10 protein-coding genes and 1 pseudogene are annotated in these 16,602 nt (G+C 43.7%); 5 read left to right on the top strand and 6 right to left on the bottom strand.

Going from position 1 to position 16,602, the window contains the following annotated elements:
* Positions 1–71: 71 nt before the first annotated feature.
* The 3 genes from LYNGBM3L_RS17735 (at position 72) to xth (ending at position 5,200) form a co-directional block, all read left to right on the top strand.
* Positions 72–1,889, top strand: coding sequence for an ABC transporter ATP-binding protein (locus LYNGBM3L_RS17735; RefSeq protein WP_008186043.1), 1,818 nt, complete (start codon positions 72–74; stop codon positions 1,887–1,889).
* Between the two features lie 1,167 nt (positions 1,890–3,056).
* Positions 3,057–4,112, top strand: coding sequence for a P-loop NTPase family protein (locus tag LYNGBM3L_RS17725; protein ID WP_008186039.1), 1,056 nt, complete (start codon positions 3,057–3,059; stop codon positions 4,110–4,112).
* A gap of 299 nt (positions 4,113–4,411) precedes the next feature.
* Positions 4,412–5,200 carry an exodeoxyribonuclease III gene (gene xth / locus LYNGBM3L_RS17720; protein WP_008186037.1) on the top strand — a complete coding sequence of 263 codons (789 nt, stop codon included), beginning with the start codon at positions 4,412–4,414 and terminating at the stop codon, positions 5,198–5,200.
* 286 nt (positions 5,201–5,486) lie between these two features.
* Here xth and LYNGBM3L_RS17715 read toward each other — a convergent pair whose 3' ends face one another.
* From LYNGBM3L_RS17715 to LYNGBM3L_RS50435, 4 genes and pseudogenes are all read right to left on the bottom strand, one after another.
* Positions 5,487–7,379 carry a hybrid sensor histidine kinase/response regulator gene (locus tag LYNGBM3L_RS17715; protein WP_044493705.1) on the bottom strand — a complete coding sequence of 631 codons (1,893 nt, stop codon included), beginning with the start codon at positions 7,377–7,379 and terminating at the stop codon, positions 5,487–5,489.
* Positions 7,380–7,601: 222 nt separating this feature from the next.
* Positions 7,602–8,033, bottom strand: coding sequence for a response regulator (locus LYNGBM3L_RS17710; RefSeq protein ID WP_008186031.1), 432 nt, complete (start codon positions 8,031–8,033; stop codon positions 7,602–7,604).
* A gap of 356 nt (positions 8,034–8,389) precedes the next feature.
* Positions 8,390–10,114, bottom strand: a complete 1,725-nt coding sequence (locus tag LYNGBM3L_RS50440) for a PAS domain-containing sensor histidine kinase (protein ID WP_131827381.1) — start codon at positions 10,112–10,114, stop codon at positions 8,390–8,392.
* Positions 10,106–12,958, bottom strand: a pseudogene (locus LYNGBM3L_RS50435) (PAS domain S-box protein); the annotation flags it as partial. The pseudogene LYNGBM3L_RS50435 and the gene LYNGBM3L_RS50440, both read right to left, overlap by 9 nt.
* 429 nt (positions 12,959–13,387) lie before the next feature.
* Between LYNGBM3L_RS50435 and LYNGBM3L_RS17700 the strand changes: the two are divergent.
* On the top strand, positions 13,388–13,858 hold the full coding sequence (locus tag LYNGBM3L_RS17700; RefSeq protein WP_008186028.1) for a molybdenum cofactor biosynthesis protein MoaE: 471 nt from the start codon (positions 13,388–13,390) through the stop codon (positions 13,856–13,858).
* 415 nt (positions 13,859–14,273) lie between these two features.
* Here the strand turns inward: LYNGBM3L_RS17700 and LYNGBM3L_RS17695 are convergent, their stop codons facing one another.
* Both LYNGBM3L_RS17695 and clpS read right to left on the bottom strand, forming a co-directional pair.
* A complete protein-coding gene (locus LYNGBM3L_RS17695; protein WP_008186027.1) occupies positions 14,274–14,567 on the bottom strand; it encodes a DUF2103 domain-containing protein in 294 nt (97 codons plus the stop codon).
* A 4-nt stretch (positions 14,568–14,571) separates the two neighbouring features.
* Positions 14,572–14,892, bottom strand: coding sequence for an ATP-dependent Clp protease adapter ClpS (clpS, locus tag LYNGBM3L_RS17690; RefSeq protein WP_008186026.1), 321 nt, complete (start codon positions 14,890–14,892; stop codon positions 14,572–14,574).
* A 532-nt stretch (positions 14,893–15,424) separates the two neighbouring features.
* Between clpS and LYNGBM3L_RS17685 the strand changes: the two genes are divergently transcribed.
* On the top strand, positions 15,425–16,546 hold the full coding sequence (locus LYNGBM3L_RS17685; protein WP_008186024.1) for a sensor histidine kinase: 1,122 nt from the start codon (positions 15,425–15,427) through the stop codon (positions 16,544–16,546).
* The last annotated feature ends 56 nt before the right edge of the window (positions 16,547–16,602 follow it).

The following is a 16,602-nucleotide window of genomic DNA, read 5'->3' as shown; positions in this document are numbered from 1 at the left end:
TTAACCAACTAACCTTCAACCTTTAACCAACTAACCTTCAACCTTTAACCAACTAAACCTTAACACAAAAAATGGGAGCAGGCAAAACCTTAAGAACAAAAATCCAGCAAACATTACGCCTTTTGCCTGCACTGCGTCTAGTCTGGCAAAGCAGTCCCTTTTGGACAGGAGCTCGCGTAGGACTTTTGCTGGTTCAGGGGATATTACCTCTACTATCAATTTATCTTACCAAACTAATAATTGATACAGTAACTGACGGATTCATTACTGCTGATAAACAAGCCGTCTTTCGTGATGTTTTACTTTTCCTAATCTTAGCCGGTACAGTTACACTTGTCACTACTCTTTGCAACTCCTTAGCTGAAGTAGTCAATACTGCTCATTCTCAGCGAGTGACTGACTACATGCAAGGGATTATTCATGATAAATCCCTAGAAGCTGACTTGGAGTACTACGAAAATGCCCGATACTACGATACGTTACAAAGAGCTCAACAAGAAGCGCCCTACCGACCGCCCCGAGTCCTAAATCGTCTCACACAGATAGCTCAAAATAGTATTTCCTTGTTGGCGATGGTGAGTTTATTACTCTCCCTCCATTGGGGAATTGCTGGGATTTTATTTATTGCTGCCATGCCCGCGATGGTGGTGCGGCTAAAATACTCTCGGGTTATCTATCGTTGGCAGCGCAAAAAAACACCCATGGAACGGCAATCCATGTATTTGGGTTATATGCTAACCTCAGACCAGTTTGCTAAAGAAATTCGCTTGTTTGATTTAGGGGTTTTCTTTACTGACTGGTATCGTCGCATCCGAGAGCAACTTTATAAAGAAAAAGTAGCCATTGCTACTGGACGATCCTTTGCTAACTTTTGTGCTCAAGCCGTTGCAGGAATGTTAATCTTTTCTGTCTATGGCTTTATTGTCTATCAAACTGTCCATGGAGATTTGCGCTTAGGAGATTTAGTGCTGTATCACCAAGCGTTGCAGCGGGGACAAAATAATATTCGAGCGTTACTAACTAGTATATCTGGTCTTTATGAAGATAATTTATTCTTAGCTAACCTCTACGAATTTCTGGATCTAAAACCTAACGTTGTTGAACCAACTTATCCCAAACCAATTCCCCACTCCATGAGCCGTGGTATTGTTTTCGATCATGTTAGTTTCCAATACGGTACTACAACTCGTAAGGCACTTAAAAACATTAACCTTACAGTGCGACCAGGGGAAACTATCGCCCTAGTAGGAGAAAACGGTTCCGGTAAAACAACCTTAATTAAACTCTTGTGTCGTTTGTACGATCCAACCGCTGGCAGCATCACCATTGATGGGATTGATATCCGCAATTTTAAAATAGCTGACTTACGCCGCCAAATCAGTGTGATTTTCCAAGACTACGCTAAATATAATTTTACGGCTAAGGAAAATATCTGGTTAGCGGACATTGATTTGCCACGAGATCACGAAACTATTATTGATGCTGCTCGTCGTTCTGGTGCTGATGACGTTATCACTAGTTTACCCCAAGGGTATAATACCATGCTGGGGAAATTATTTGACCAAGGGGAAGAACTTAGTATTGGTCAATGGCAGAAAATAGCCTTAGCACGAGCTTTTCTACGAGACTCTCAGGTTATTGTATTAGATGAGCCTACCTCTGCTATGGATCCTAAGGCAGAATACGAGGTGTTTATGAAATTCCGCGAACTGATCGAAGATCAAGCTGCTATTCTGATCACCCATCGCTTATCTACTGTAAAAATGGCTGACCGAATCTATGTGATGGACCAAGGTTCAATTGTAGAAAGCGGTACCCATGGGGAACTGATGCAGTTAGATGGTACTTATGCCCATTTGTTTGAAACTCAGGCTAAAAATTATCGCTAACTTGAAGGTAAGCAGTGAGCTATCAGCTATCAGCTATCAGCTATCAGCTATCAGCTATCAGCTATCAGCTATCAGCTATCAGCTATCAGCTATCAGCTATCAGCTATCAGCTATCAGCTATCAGCTATCAGCTATCAGCTATCAGCTATCAGCTATCAGCTATCAGCTATTAGCTTATGGGTCACAGGCTTCTAGCCTGTGCCACGGTACTGTTCGCGCAGCACCTCAAGTAGCGCAATCGGTGCTTTTGAATAAAATAAGCTGACCGCTGACTGCTGACTGCTGACTGCTGAATGCTTACCTTCTGACTTCCCTACTCCCTACTCCCTACTCCCTACTCCCTACTCCCTACTCCCTAGCTAATGCTATAACATTTCCATTTGAGATGTGAACATAAAATTAAACCTTTTAGGTAACACGGAACTCGGTATCTGCTAACAGGGGTAAAGAATACCGAGTTTTTTTAATTATAAAAAAATCACGATCTCGGTTTACAAATCATTTGTAAAATCTCTAATAATGGCTAATTGTTTTAGCTGATTTTTATAATTTTTATTTTGGTAAAGAATTTAAGTTTTATTAAAATTTTAGGTATTTGTGGAAAAAATCGATTAATTAGGATACAGTTTAATTGACTTGAAGGGCTAAAATTATCAAGCTAAATCCGTTGAAGATAGTCTAAATGCTACCGGGGTGAAAATCTGCCATTAGATTGATCAGCTATGGACTGTGAACCAAATTTTAGAATGGTATTTGGAACCAGTACTATATCTCAAATCACTAATGAAAACCCTCAATTCCCTTATTAAGGTAGATTTAGGGGGATTATTGAAATATAAAAGACTTGGTTTTACGTTTTTATTGCGTAATTAATTAATCTTAATAATTTCAGCAATTTATTGGGCTTTATTAACGATAATTAGATTTTAAGCTGAAAAAGCTAATTACTAAACCATAATAGCTAAAACTTAGCTACATATAGTGAGGGAGCAAGCCTTGGGCCCCTACAATTAGGCTTGAGCAACGGATGCCAGAGTAATTTCTGAACTGCAATGGCTCATCAAGGGGAGTCAAGAAACTACTGCATCAGTTTCTAGTGATTGCATCTACGCGCAATAGTTATTTGAGAAATTAATTATGAGTTTGGATGGCACAATCTCTAAGACAATGTCTAAGTGTTCAGTTGGCGATATCTCCGAAATTGACAGCCAATCAGTGGATTGCAAAGCCTTGGGTGGCAACAAGCAAAAGCTGTTTTCCTATGTTGCTTATGGTTTGGGAATCCACTCGGCGCTACCAATCCCAGAGTTTATCCCAGCAGAAGTAGAGTGTGATGTTACGATTCACATTCAGAGTAATGATTACAGTACGGGATGCGTTCGCGTAGCGTCGGCTGAGGCCGTAGGCCACGCTACGCGATCGCCGAATCGCAAAATCAGTGACTACATTCCAAAGGAAGTTATCCAGCAGCCGATGGCTTTCCAGTTGAGTCGAGATGAGGCAGTGATTTATCTCAAAGACACAGGGCTGTTTCTGGTACAGGGGGGAAACACGATTATAATCATTCCCGCAGCAGGAGCCTGCCTGAGCCGCATTCAAACGGCTCTAGTGGGAACTGTGATGGCGATTCTGCTTTATCAGCGGGGATTGTTGGTGCTACATGCCAGTGTAGTCAATATTAATGGTGGTGCGGTTGTTTTCTTGGGTAATTCCGGTGAAGGTAAGTCTTCAATTGCTGCTGCACTCCATACTCAGGGATACAGAATCATCACTGATGATGTTGCACCTGTGAGATTGGATCAGGGGAAAGCGAAAGTTGCTCCTAGCTTTCCTCAAATTAAACTAAGTCGAGAAGTAGCTAAGGTTTTGGGATATGACCAGGATAAGCTGGGTCTGCTGGTACCGAAGTTAAATAAACCTGGCTATCTGTTAAATCAGGATTTTACCCAAGCGCTACTACCAATCCGGTGCATCTATGTACTGGTTTCAGGTTCACAGTTGAGTATTAAGCGTCTGAAACTTCAGGAGGCGGTGATGGAACTATCCCATCACTCCCGTCTAAACAGTTTATTTGACTCTGAGAAAGCATCCCATCTTCTTCAGTGTGCTCAGCTTGCCAATCAGTGTAGTGTTTATCGTCTCCAGCGACCTCGTAACTTGGCTTTGTTGCCTGAGTTAGGGAGGTTGGTGGCAGAACACCAATTTATACAAGGCAAAATGTAACAGGTAACAGGTAATATAATAAATTACCCAAAGCCCCATTATCCATTACTCAAAAAAACTTCAAGCTCCTAATCAACTGTTATCAAAAACTGTAATCAACCCCTTCAATTTAGTTGAAGGGGATTAGCGTCATCTGTCCGACGTAATATCTGGCGAATTTACGCCTAAACTCGCCTCTTGAAAACTATGGTACTCTGGTTTTGATGTCTGAGTGGAAGGCATATATATCTTGCTCCCCAATGCTGGTGTAGAGGTAGTTGCTGTCTGTTTTGGACTAAATTTAATCAGCTGTAGGACTAATGAAAATCGCTACCTGGAACGTCAACTCAATTCGGAGTCGCCAAGCTCAAGTAATAGATTGGTTGCAACGTACCCAAGTAGATGTGCTTTGCCTGCAAGAAACTAAAGTAGTTGATGCCCAGTTTCCGCGATCGCTTTTTGAAGAATTGGGTTATTACCTTTATATTTCTGGGCAAAAATCCTATAACGGTGTAGCCATCTTTAGCCGGAAACCAGCTACAGACGTAAGTATGGGCTTTGCTGCCGTGTTGGATACAGCTCAGGTGGGGGACCTAGATGAACAAAAGCGAGTGATTAGCGCTACAGTAGACGGCGTCCGCATTGTTAACCTATATGTTCCCAATGGGGCTTCGGTCAACAGTGAGAAGTACGACTACAAGCTGCGTTGGCTGAAGATACTGCGGGACTATTTACACAGTATCCTAGAAGAACAGTCCCATGAACTTTGTGTATGTGGGGACTTTAATATTGCCCTAGAAGACCGGGATATCCATAATCCTAAAGGCAAAGAAAAGCACATCATGGCTTCCCCAGTAGAACGTCAAGCCCTACAATCTGTCTTAGACCTAGGTTTAGGGGATGCCTTTCGCAAATTTACCAAAGAAGGGGGTAATTTTAGTTGGTGGGACTATCGCACCCGTGCCTTTCGGGGTAATCGGGGTTGGCGGATTGACCATATCTACCTAACCCCCAATCTTTACAATCAAGCGATTAGTTGTACCATTGACATAGAACCGAGAAAACTAGATAAACCTAGCGACCATTCCCCTGTAATCGTTAACTTATAGTCAAGTTTTAACGGCAAAAGCCATTCAGCTATCAGCTATCAGCCGTCAGCCGTCAGCTTTTGAATAAAAGCACCTCAAGTAGCACCATCTTTAGCGCATAAGCTGATAGCTGATAGCTGAATGCTTACACAACTGAAATAAATAATTAACCATTAAACTTAATAATTATAGCAGTCGAAGTAAAGGTTAAGAAATGTTTCTGTTCCCAGATCCGCTGTTCCCAGATCCGCTGTTCCCTAAAACCGATAACTTTGTACTCACCAAATTGACAACTGCTATATAACAATTAACTACCTTTAAGCACACCATCAATAGCCTGCAATAATTCCTTAGCGGTGTAAGGCTTAGACAAAAAGGTCTTAACCCCAGCTTCAGCCGCCGCATCGACTTTATCACTGATAGGCAACCCACTGATGCCAATAATTTTGAGCTGCGAGTTAATTTCTCGCAATTGAAGGATGGTTGTTGGTCCATCCATAACCGGCATCATCATATCCATCAGCACCAATCTAATGTCATCCTGATGTTGCCTATAGAGTGCGATCGCTTCCCTACCATCCCTGCTAGTCATCACCCGATAGCCATAGTTTTCTAAGGAAGTCTTGGTAATCTCACCAATAGCAGCTTCGTCATCCACCACTAAAATCAACTCACCGTTTCCTGTCGGTAGTTCTAGTTCTTCCTCGGAAGGAATTGGGAAGTGTTCTACTGCTGGCAAATATACTTTAAAGTTAGTACCTACGCCCACTTCACTATACACATTTACAAAACCGCCGTGACTTTTCACAATACCTCTGACAGTAGACAAACCCAGTCCTGTACCTTGACCGATTTCTTTAGTAGTGAAAAATGGCTCGAAAATTCTTGGCTGTATTTTCAGGGGAATACCAATGCCACTATCAGCAACGGTCACCACAATGTAGGGACCGACATCGGCATCAATATGCATCCTGGCATAGTTTGGATCTAAAAAAATATTTTGAGCAGACAATGTCAACGTTCCACCATCAACCATAGCATCACGAGCATTGATGCAGAGGTTCATCAAAACTTGGTGCAGTTGTGTGGCATCCCCAGATACAGACCAAAGATTGGGGTCTATATCCGTAGACAATTCAATGGATCTGGGAAATGTTTCTAGGATAATGTGGCGAATTTCCCGAATCAAATGCCTGACTTGTAAAACCGTTCGTTGACCTGTAATACCCCGAGCAAAGGATAAAACTTGCTTGACTAAACCAGCCCCCCGCCTAGCATTATTCTCTACAGTTTTTAGGAGTTGCAAATGCCGCTGATCTGAGATTTTCAGCTGCAACAGTTGAGCTGACATTAGAATAGGAGCTAATAAGTTGTTCAAATCATGGGCAATGCCCCCAGCTAAGGTACCAATGCTCTCCATGCGCTGAGCGTGGAGAAACTGGGTTTCCAGTTGTTTTTTTTCAGTGATATTAGTATTGACAATCAAGATTGATTTGGCCTGTCCCTGAGGATTTTGCACCAAAGTCCAGCGACTTTCAACAATAATTTCTTTGCCATCTTTGGTGACTTGATTCAACTCACCATACCACTCCCCTGTTTTGGCAACACTTTGGTCTGCCTCGGCTAGGTCAGCTGGTGCTTGTTCGTACAGCAGTAGATGCTCTTTTTTTCCAATCACTTCTGCTGCCTGCCAACCGTATAGACACTCCGCTCCTTTATTCCAAAATGAGATAGTATTGTCTAGATCCCGAACCAGAATGGCATCGGTTGCCACATCCAACAACGCTGCTTGTTCCCGAATTTTTTGTTGCGCTTGCTGGCGCTCAAGGGCATAGCGGATGGAACGCTCTAGTAAAGGTCCTCTAAGTTGACTCTTATCCAGGTAATCTGCTGCCCCAGCTTTCATGGCTTCCATGTCAACCTCATGGTCTCCCTGAGCAGTTAGGAGGATAATCGGTGCTGTACACCCCCTGGCAATGGCTTCACCTAGGAGTTCAAGTCCATTATGCTCACCAAGACGGTAGTCCAGTAGATAAACATCATGGTGGTTCTGACCAATCATTTCTAAGCCCTTAGCATAGGTTGCCACCCAAGTCAAGCTAAATCTAGCTCTCCGGTTTTCCGACAGTAAATCACGAGTTATAATATAGTCATCTTCGTCATCATCAACGAGTAATACGTTAACCAAAGGGTTGTACATTGGTCTGGCACCAGAGGAATCGAAGGAAATTAGTCGAGGGTGGTGAGTTCTGAGTTCTGAAAAGGGTAAGCAATTTGCTGGCTTTGTGATCAACGAACATTGATGAGGGTCGGTTTTGGAAATAGTCCTGAGTGGATCAGTTTTTAGTGATACAGTAGAAACATCAGTAGAAACATCAGAACGTTCAGCTGGCGGTTGTGAGTATTTACTCATGGTAGTCTGTTAGGGCAATCTATTCCCTTCGGGGGGCAATTCGGCGATGTCCAACCAGTACTTTTTTAACGTTTCCATCACCTCAATTAGGGAACTATAGGTGACAGGCTTAACGATGAAAGAATTTGCTCCTAAGTTATAACTGTGATAGATATCTTCTTCAGCCTTTGAGGTAGTCAGCACTACAACTGGTATAACTCGTAGATTAGGATCAGCCCTAATTTCTCTGAGGGCCTCACGACCATCTTTTTTCGGCATATTCAAATCCAGTAGGATTAAACTTGGACGAGGGGACATGCTCGCCTGCCTGTGTTTACCACGGTGATACAGATAATCCATCAATTCCTCGCCATCACTGACAAAGTATAGCTCATCGGTCAACTGACTCTCTAACAGAGCCTCCCTTGCCAATAGACAATCATCCGGATCATCATCTGCCATTAAAATTATCACGGGATTTCGGCTTTCATTCACTCAGCATTATCTCCTCGACCAAAAATTATAAAGGAATTATAAAGGCATTATGAAGGGGTTATGAAGTATAAAGGTGTAAATTTGAAGTATTTTATGGATTAGTCACTCAACTACTAGTATGTTTTCATTATTTAACGTTTAAGCTTAAACCTTTAACCTTTAACTTTTAACGTTTAAGCTTAAACCTTTAACTTTTAACCTTTAACCTTAAACCTTTAACTTTTAACCTTTAACCTTTAACCTTTAACCTTTAACCTTTAACCTTTAACCTTTAACCTTTAACCTTGGCCTTTCGGCCACGCTACGCGAACAATCTTCCAGCTTCAATTTTGTTTAATCGGCACCCTAACAATAAACTTAGCCCCCTGTCCTGGTGTGCTCTCTGCCATGATGCTACCATTATGGCGTTCCACAATTTTACGGCAGATAGCTAGACCGATGCCGGTTCCTTCATATTCGCTGCGACCATGGAGCCGTTGAAAGGTTTGGAAAATGCGATTGCCATACTTGGGGTCAAACCCAATACCATTGTCTTCGACTATGATCTGACAACGCTGATTAACGGTTGCGCCTCCATAACTTAAGGGAAAACTTTCCTGAAGCAGTTGGCTATAAATTTTAACGAGGTTACCTCTTGGTTCTGGTCGGAATTTAAGTCCGTTACTGATCAGGTTTTGCAACAGTTGACGCATTTGCAGGGGATCAGCTTCAATAGTATGTAGTTCACCGACTTCCACTACGCCACCAGATTGCTGGATACGTAGTTCTAAATCAGAGAGTACCTCTTGCACCACTTGAGCCAGATTAGTCGCAACCAAAGGTCTGGCCTTGGTGGTCACCCGGGAAAGGCTAAGCAAGTCATTGATTAACACCTGCATCCGTGCTGCAGCATTCTGCATCCGTTCCAGGTAGTCCTGACCCTGCTCCGTTAACTGTTCATGATACTTTGTCTGAAGGCGATCGCCAAATGCCTGAATCTTGCGCAGGGGTTCTTGTAGATCGTGGGATGCTACATAGGCAAACTGTTGCAGTTCAGCATTAGAACGGGCAAGTTCCTGACGCTGACGGGTTTCTGTTCCTAAAAGCTGGGCTTGGGCTAAGGCAATACCAATTTGGTCGGCCAGTTGTTGCAACAATTCACTTTCAAAGTTAGTCCATTGTCGTGGATTCGAACACTGATGGGCAATGAGCAAACCCCAAAGTTGGTCTTGTTGCTGAATTGGCACCACTAGGTTAGCTTTTACCCCAAACTGTTGCAGCATTTCTACATGGCAAGCTTGGATATCAGATTTTTCTAAGTCACAGATGTTGCTAACCCTTCCCTGACGATACTGGTCCAGGTACTCTTCATGAAAGCAAGGATCTTCGATGCTTTGTCCGAGCATGATTGGCCAACCAGGTACTACTGCTTCTTGAAGCACTTTCCCCCAGCCATCAAAACTCAGTTGGAACAGTACAACTCGGTCAGCCTTGAGAAATTGTTGCACTTCTGTAACCGCCGTTTGCAGAATCTGATCCAGTTGTAGAGACTGGCGGATTTTCAGGGTAATTTCTGAAAACAATTGCGATCGCTGATTTTGGCGCTTGAGTTCTTGCTCTGCTAACTTACGCTCAGTAATGTCATCCACCACATAGGAAAATCGGGGGCGAGGAGTGGTTGTGTCGGGAATTGGGCATACAGTGGCGCATAACCAGCGGGTATCGGTTTCAGTGGTGTGATCATACTCGAAGGAAATGGGCTGATTGCTTTGTTGGCTTTCTCGGTAATGGGTAATCCACCGATGGATATGAGTTTTGGGTGCCCCCAACTCACTGGCTAACCGATTCTGCATGGCCTCGGGTGTAGTCCCGAAAAAATTCGCTGTACTGTTATTATCAGAAATATGCAGGATGTCATCATCCAACAGTTCCACGACCCCCATCAATAGTGCGGAACTGTTGAAAAAACTACGCAGGGTCGATTCACTACCGAGCAGTGCAGCTTCTGCCTGTTGGCGCTCTATTTCCGCTTGATGAGCTGCAATTAATCGACCAAGACTTTGAGCCATTAATTCTACAATTTCCCGTTCGTGAGGCTGGAAATCCCTTTCTCTGACCTGGGTTGAGGAAAAATTGAGGGAGCCGTAGACTTCACCATAGACAAATATGGGAGTCCCGATATAGGACTCAAGTTTTAGAGTTTGGTAGACTCGATGAGCATGCATTAGCTCCATCTCACCTACATGAGTATAGGAAATGGTCTTTTTTTCGCGAACGACTACAGCACAATAGGTATTTTTTAATTCAAACTCTGAGCCAGAGACTAACCCTTCTAGATCAGACCTGACCGACAGGATGGTGTAGGAATTAAGGTGTATTTGACTAATAATGCCAGTGGGCATGCCTAAAATTTCACAACCCGTCTCCAGATAGTCAGTATACAGCAAGTCAAAGTTTTGGTAATTGGTGGTATTCAGCCGATGTAGGTGTTTGAGGTTGTTACTGAAGGTTTCCAGAGCCTGAGACTTTTGCAAAAGTTGCTCGTCTGCGTGCTTGTGTTCAGTAATGTCCCGCCCTACTGCCTGGAGCTCAATTAATTGACCATGCTCGTTAAAGATGGCACGATCGCTCCACTGCTGCCAGCGAATCTCTCCTGTGGGCATAATCACCCGGTGTTCAACCGTTTCTACCGGATTCTCCGGGCTTAGAGAAGTAATACACTGTTCTAGCCTTTTGAGATCCTGATCGGGAATCAATGGCAAAAACCGTTGCCCAATCAACTCTTGCTCTGACTTGCTGAAATAGCGACAGTAGGCACCATTGACAAAAGTAAGAGTTCCATCAGGACGGAAACGACAGATGAGTTCTGTTTGATCTTCGACAATAGCGCGATAGCGAGCCTCGCTCTGATACAATTGCTGCTGATTTTGCTCCCGCTCGGTAATATCATGGTTTAGACCAATGGTTGCCACCATATTGTCTTGCTGATCATAAAGAGGTACTACCACCGTTTCACACACCCCACACTTGCCATCTTTGCCAATAAAGTGAATCTCCCCAGACCAACGTCCCGAACTGGTCATCTCCTGGATAATCTGCTCGGTTAGAACAGCCGCCTCTTCCGGTCGGTGCAAAATCCCTGCAGTTTTACCCAATACCTCAGCTTTGGTGTAGCCGAATATTCGCGCTGAAGCAGGATTCCAATCAATTATCCTACCGGCTAAGTCCGTGATTATGATCCCATCGAAGATACTCTCAAAAATCAGACCCTGTCTACGCAGGGCCTCTTCCGCCTGTTTGCGCTCAGTGATATCAATGGAAGAACCAATGTAACCGGCAAAGTCCCCATTGGGGGTAAATCGGGGAGTGCCTATATCTAATATCCAACGATACTGCCCATCCCTACGTCGCAAGCGGTACTCCATGCGAAAATTTTCTCTGGCGTCGAAGGCAGATATATAGGTATTGAAGCTGAACTCTAGGTCATCAGGATGCACCCCTTCAGCCCAGCCCTTGCCCAATTCAAGTTCGAGGGTCTTACCGGTGAAGTTCAACGAAAGCTGATTGAAAAAGTTATAAAGTTTATCAGTGCCTGACATCCAGATCATTACTGGGGCATGATCAGCCATCATCCGGAAGCGAGCTTCACTCTCTTCGAGGCTGGCTTGCTTTTGTTTGGCCTCGGTAATGTCCCGTGCGATCGCATAAATTAAACCATCGTTCACTACTGGATAAGCAGCCCAGGCTAGCCATTTATAAGACCCATCTTGACAGCGATAGCGATTCTCGAAGTAGACAGTAGGGATGCCAGTCCCCAATTGTTCTATTTCCGCCCTGGTTGCTCCTCGGTCATCGGGATGGACAAAATTGAAAAACGTGGTGCTTTTTAGTTCTGCTTCGGTGTAACCCAAGGTGCTAGTAAAGGAAGGACTCAAGCGCTTAAAGTAGCCATCGAAACCAGCTATACACAGCAAATCCAGGGAGAGGTCAAAAAAGCGATCGCGTTCTTGCTGGATCCGTTTCCATTCAGTAATGTCACGAGTAAAACATCGGGTATGGACAAATTTGCCATTTTTCCAGAGGACATTAGAGTTAATCAGCACATGGCGAATCGAGCCATCTTTGCACAAGAGTCTGGCTTCGTAGTTTTTTAAGGTTTCTTCAGCAGTTAGTCTGGCCAGGATATCTTCAATTACCTCTTGCTCCGGGTAAAATTCACCAATGTGGTGACCGATATACTCGTCGGCGTTGTAACCCAGCAGATCTAACTCTGCCTGATTAGCCCACAGGATAATGCCATTGCTATCCACGCAATGGAGACCAACGCAGCCATTTTCTAAAAAATCCAGCAGTTCTTGGTCAACCTGGGTAAATTCAGGTTCAAAACCTTGGTTTTCTAACTGAGGCTGCTGTAAATCCGCTAACTGTTGTTTTAGCTCCAGTTGGCTGATCAGTTGACGACTTAAGGCTTGTAATCCCGCTAACTGTTGTGGCTGAAGTTCCTTTGGCACTTGATCGATTACGGCAAGTGTTCCCAGAGGGTATCCCTCAGAGGTAATTAGGGGAACTCCAGCATAAAACCGAATATGAGGCTCAGCAGTAACTAAAGGATCAGTGGCAAACCGTTGATCAGCCAGGGTATCCTGAACTACCAATACCTCAGCTGACTCAATCCGATGGCCGGATAAAAAGGTATTTTGACTTATTGACGTTTCATCTAAGCCCAGATTAGACTGACACCATTGACAGTAACAGTCAATCAGGGTAATCAGAGCCATGGGCGTTTGGCAAATTTGTGCGGCTAATGCTGTGACATCATCAAACGCCTGTTGGAGCTCAGGGTCAGTAATTCTTTTATAAGAGTTTTGGGCTGCCAGCTTTGCTGGTTCATCAGCCTCTTCTCCTCCTGCCATCAAATAATCTCCAAACGGGTTATAATCAGCCCTAGTTATGATCAGCCCTAGGTTGGCTGTTGCTCAAGACGATAAGACTGATCACTGATCAGCTAGGATGAGCTTGACTTGAATTAGCTTGAGGTTAAGGATAGGTAGCATCAATGGATTAACGGCAGATGTTTGTGGGCTACTGAGAAATAGCCCTCCACAACGCCATCATTGCCCTTGTCAGAGAAAAAACTTCTGATTTAATTTAATATTATTTGAATATTATTTAGGTATACTATCTGAATTTAGAGCACCTGCTCCTAATTTTTAAAGTATTTTAAACAAATCGGAACATGGGGCTAAGGTTGGGTATTGATTAAATCCAACCAACAAATATAAATAAACTATATTATAGCTGAATTTGTTACTAATCTTAACACTTCTTAGAATTCTCAGGCAATGACTCCCCTGCCCAAGATCACTGAAAAGCAAACGGTAGATAGTTTTTCAATCACCATCGCTCCCTTATCCCTATCAGAACTTTACGCCCTTGCTGAAGATCCGGCTAATGGAGCTGTGGTGATGATGAGTGGCACAGTCCGTAATCAGACTGATGGGAAACCAGTGGTAGCATTAGAGTATCAAGCTTATGAGCCCATGGCATTACGGGTATTTTCCTCAATTGCTGCCCAGATTCGTGCCTCATGGTCTGATGTGAATCGGGTGGTAATCCATCATCGCATCGGTCGCTTAAAAATTGGGGAAATTAGCGTTTTAGTCGCTGTTGGCTGTCCTCATCGTTCAGAAGCCTTTGCAGCTTGTAAGTATGCTATTGACACCTTGAAGCATAATGCTCCGATTTGGAAAAAAGAGCATTGGGATGATGGTTCTAGCAGTTGGGTCAGTATTGGGGCGTGTGAGCAATCATAATGAAGAATGAAGAATGAAGAATGAAGAATGAAGAATGTAGAATGTAGAATGTAGAATTATAGAATAGCTCCATGTAGCACTAAATTTTAAATTCTATCTACTTATCGTTTTAGTGATTGAGCGATCGCTTTTTCTAATTCCACTTTACTCAAGTAAAATTGTAGGGTGGGCATTGCTCTCGGAATATCATGATTGAACAGCTATCAATGATATGGGCAATGCCCACCAATACCCTAGGGTGGGCAAAGACTGATGTAAATTCCAGAATGTTTGGGAGTTGGAAACAGGCCTAAGGTATCCTGGTTGGTGGGCATTGCTCAGATGAATTCTGCCTGGGTTGGGGGTTGATTTCAAGCAATGCCCACCCTACAACTAAATTCTAAATTCTAAATTCTAAATTCTAAATTCTATCTACTTATCGTTTTAGTGATTGAGCGATCGCTTTTTCTAATTCCACTTTACTCAAGTTGGTGAGGATGAACACCTCTTGAAAGCTTTTACCAGACCTAGCAATCACCTTGAATCCCCCACGAATTGGCACTGATACTTTTAACTGTAATTTAGGACAGTGACTTCTTGCCCGCCCAAGGACAGCAGGGGTAATGGTTTGAATACCTGGGTAATCGGTGAGTCGTTGGAGAACTGGAATGAGACCCTGAATGTGGGTAGAGTGATTCCAAACCAGTCTGCCGTCTTTGGGTTGGCTCATAATACTATGTAGCCTCCAAGGGAGCCATGGTTAAGCCAGCACGAGAAAGCTGTTGGTGGTAGAGTTCCGCTTGTTCCTGGGGACCGACCCAAACAATGGCTTGACCTTCGTTGTGAACTTGATGGGTGAGCTCCCAGGCGTGATCATTTGTCATCCCAGGGATATACTTGACCAGACAGTCGTGAACATGCTGAAACGTGTTAAAATCATCGTCTAACACAATTACCTTATATTTGGGATAAGGCTTTCGGGTAACTTGGCCAGAGCGTTCAGGAGCTTTGACTGGTGCAGCAAATGTAGCTTTATAAGCTGCTGATCTTACCATAGTCGCACATAGGTTACCAGAATAATTTACAAAAAATTAAGTTTAAACTCAAACCATTCCTTCCAGTTTACAAAAATTGAAACGCGCTGCATAGTGACTGTGAGAAACAAGGAAAATCAAAAATTGGACTAAGCCTTTAATCCCTAAGGGTTTCAGCGACCTTGGCTATTGGCAATTTTTTCTTTGCCTGTAAAGCCCAATTTGCCATTTTGAGATCTCAACCGGTTAAAACCGCTTGGATTCTATTGATATCGATCCTATAGCCGTGGGGTCAACAGCAAGCTTAAATCTATCAACAGTTAATGGTTGAGTTAAAGGCATTTTAGTTCAAGGCATTAGCGATAAGTATTGCTATCTTTAATTAAGCGAACTGAGGCTGCTGTTTGTGAGCGATGCAGCGCAGCCATTGGGGAGCCAGTGCTTTGATGAGGGTGTCTGCCCCATGAGCAACTGGCCTGGAAACCCCCATAGTGCGACTGCATCAAGACAATGACAGGGGTTTCCACTTCCGACTTACCAACGAAATGATTCAATGAATGCTTTACCTCTAACCCGCCCTTCCAAAAAAGATCAGATTTTGGCTGTGGATGATTCCCCTGACAACTTGTTTCTACTGCAGACGCTTTTAGAAGAAGAGGGGTACGAGATTACTTTGGCAGAGAATGGTCGGGTTGCCCTAGAGCGAATAGAGAGCTCTCCGCCGGAATTGGTGCTTTTGGATGTGATGATGCCAGAAATGGATGGCTTTGAAGTAACCAAGCGCATCCGCTCCAATCCCAAGTTACCGTTTATACCAATTTTGTTGATCACCGCTTATGATCATCCGAGTGTGGTCAAAGGACTGGATATGGGGGCGGATGATTTTATTCGTAAACCAGTAGAAGTGGATGAATTGCTGGCCAGAGTGCGATCGCTTTTGCGCCTCAAACATAGTGTGGATGAACGGGACGAAATTGCTCGGCAACGAGAAGATTTTGTCTCTCGGCTTACCCATGACTTGCGCACCCCTTTAGTAGCAGCAGATCGCATCCTAAACCTTATGCAGCAGGGAGCTTTGGGAGAAATTTCACCCCCAGTCCTGGAAGCCATAGTCACCATGACTCGCAGTAACCACAATTTGCTGAGTATGGTGAATACCTTACTAGAAGTCTATCGCTATGAAGCCGGTCGGAAGTATTTGTCTTTCTCTGCCATTCCTGTGCAACAGGTTATTGAGGAAGTCATCCAAGAACTGTCTGCCCTAGCTCGTGATAAAAAACTGTCTTTGGACTATCAGACCCCGAAGCAGGTTAACTCGATAGTGATGAGCGATCGCTTAGAATTGCACCGATTGTTCACCAATTTGGTAGGAAATGCCATTAAATTCACTGACAATGGTTCTGTGACGGTTCGTCTGAGGAATAGTCCCAACACTAGTGAAGGGCATCAGACGTGGGTGGTGATTGAGGTGGAAGATACTGGTTTTGGTATATCCCCAGAAGACCAAAAACAGTTGTTTGAACGGTTTCGCCAGGGTAGCCACAAACGCTCAGGTAGTGGTTTAGGACTATATCTTTCCAAACGAATTCTCGAAGCTCATCAAGGAACGATCAAAGTTAAGTCTGAGTTGGGTAAGGGGACTTTGTTTACTGTAACATTGCCGAATCATGTCTAAGCATTCAGCTAATGCGCTACAGATGGTGCTATCAGCTATCAGCTATCAGCTATCAG

The organism is Moorena producens 3L (genome assembly GCF_000211815.1).
GTDB classification, from domain to species: Bacteria; Cyanobacteriota; Cyanobacteriia; order Cyanobacteriales; family Coleofasciculaceae; genus Moorena; species Moorena producens.
The sequence above is the reverse complement of the archived record's forward strand: the minus strand, read 5'-3'. Positions and strand labels throughout refer to the sequence as shown.

What these genes read in the sequence shown, in the direction of transcription:
- xth (WP_008186037.1), top strand. Translation starts at nt 4,412, where the DNA reads ATGAAAATCGCTACCTGGAACGTCAACTCAATTCGGAGTCGCCAAGCT.
- clpS (WP_008186026.1), bottom strand. Translation starts at nt 14,892, where the DNA reads ATGGTAAGATCAGCAGCTTATAAAGCTACATTTGCTGCACCAGTCAAA.
- LYNGBM3L_RS17710 (WP_008186031.1), bottom strand. Translation starts at nt 8,033, where the DNA reads ATGGCAGATGATGATCCGGATGATTGTCTATTGGCAAGGGAGGCTCTG.
- LYNGBM3L_RS17715 (WP_044493705.1), bottom strand. Translation starts at nt 7,379, where the DNA reads ATGTACAACCCTTTGGTTAACGTATTACTCGTTGATGATGACGAAGAT.
- LYNGBM3L_RS17685 (WP_008186024.1), top strand. Translation starts at nt 15,425, where the DNA reads ATGAATGCTTTACCTCTAACCCGCCCTTCCAAAAAAGATCAGATTTTG.
- LYNGBM3L_RS17735 (WP_008186043.1), top strand. Translation starts at nt 72, where the DNA reads ATGGGAGCAGGCAAAACCTTAAGAACAAAAATCCAGCAAACATTACGC.
- LYNGBM3L_RS50440 (WP_131827381.1), bottom strand. Translation starts at nt 10,114, where the DNA reads ATGGCTCAAAGTCTTGGTCGATTAATTGCAGCTCATCAAGCGGAAATA.
- LYNGBM3L_RS17725 (WP_008186039.1), top strand. Translation starts at nt 3,057, where the DNA reads ATGTCTAAGTGTTCAGTTGGCGATATCTCCGAAATTGACAGCCAATCA.
- LYNGBM3L_RS17700 (WP_008186028.1), top strand. Translation starts at nt 13,388, where the DNA reads ATGACTCCCCTGCCCAAGATCACTGAAAAGCAAACGGTAGATAGTTTT.
- LYNGBM3L_RS17695 (WP_008186027.1), bottom strand. Translation starts at nt 14,567, where the DNA reads ATGAGCCAACCCAAAGACGGCAGACTGGTTTGGAATCACTCTACCCAC.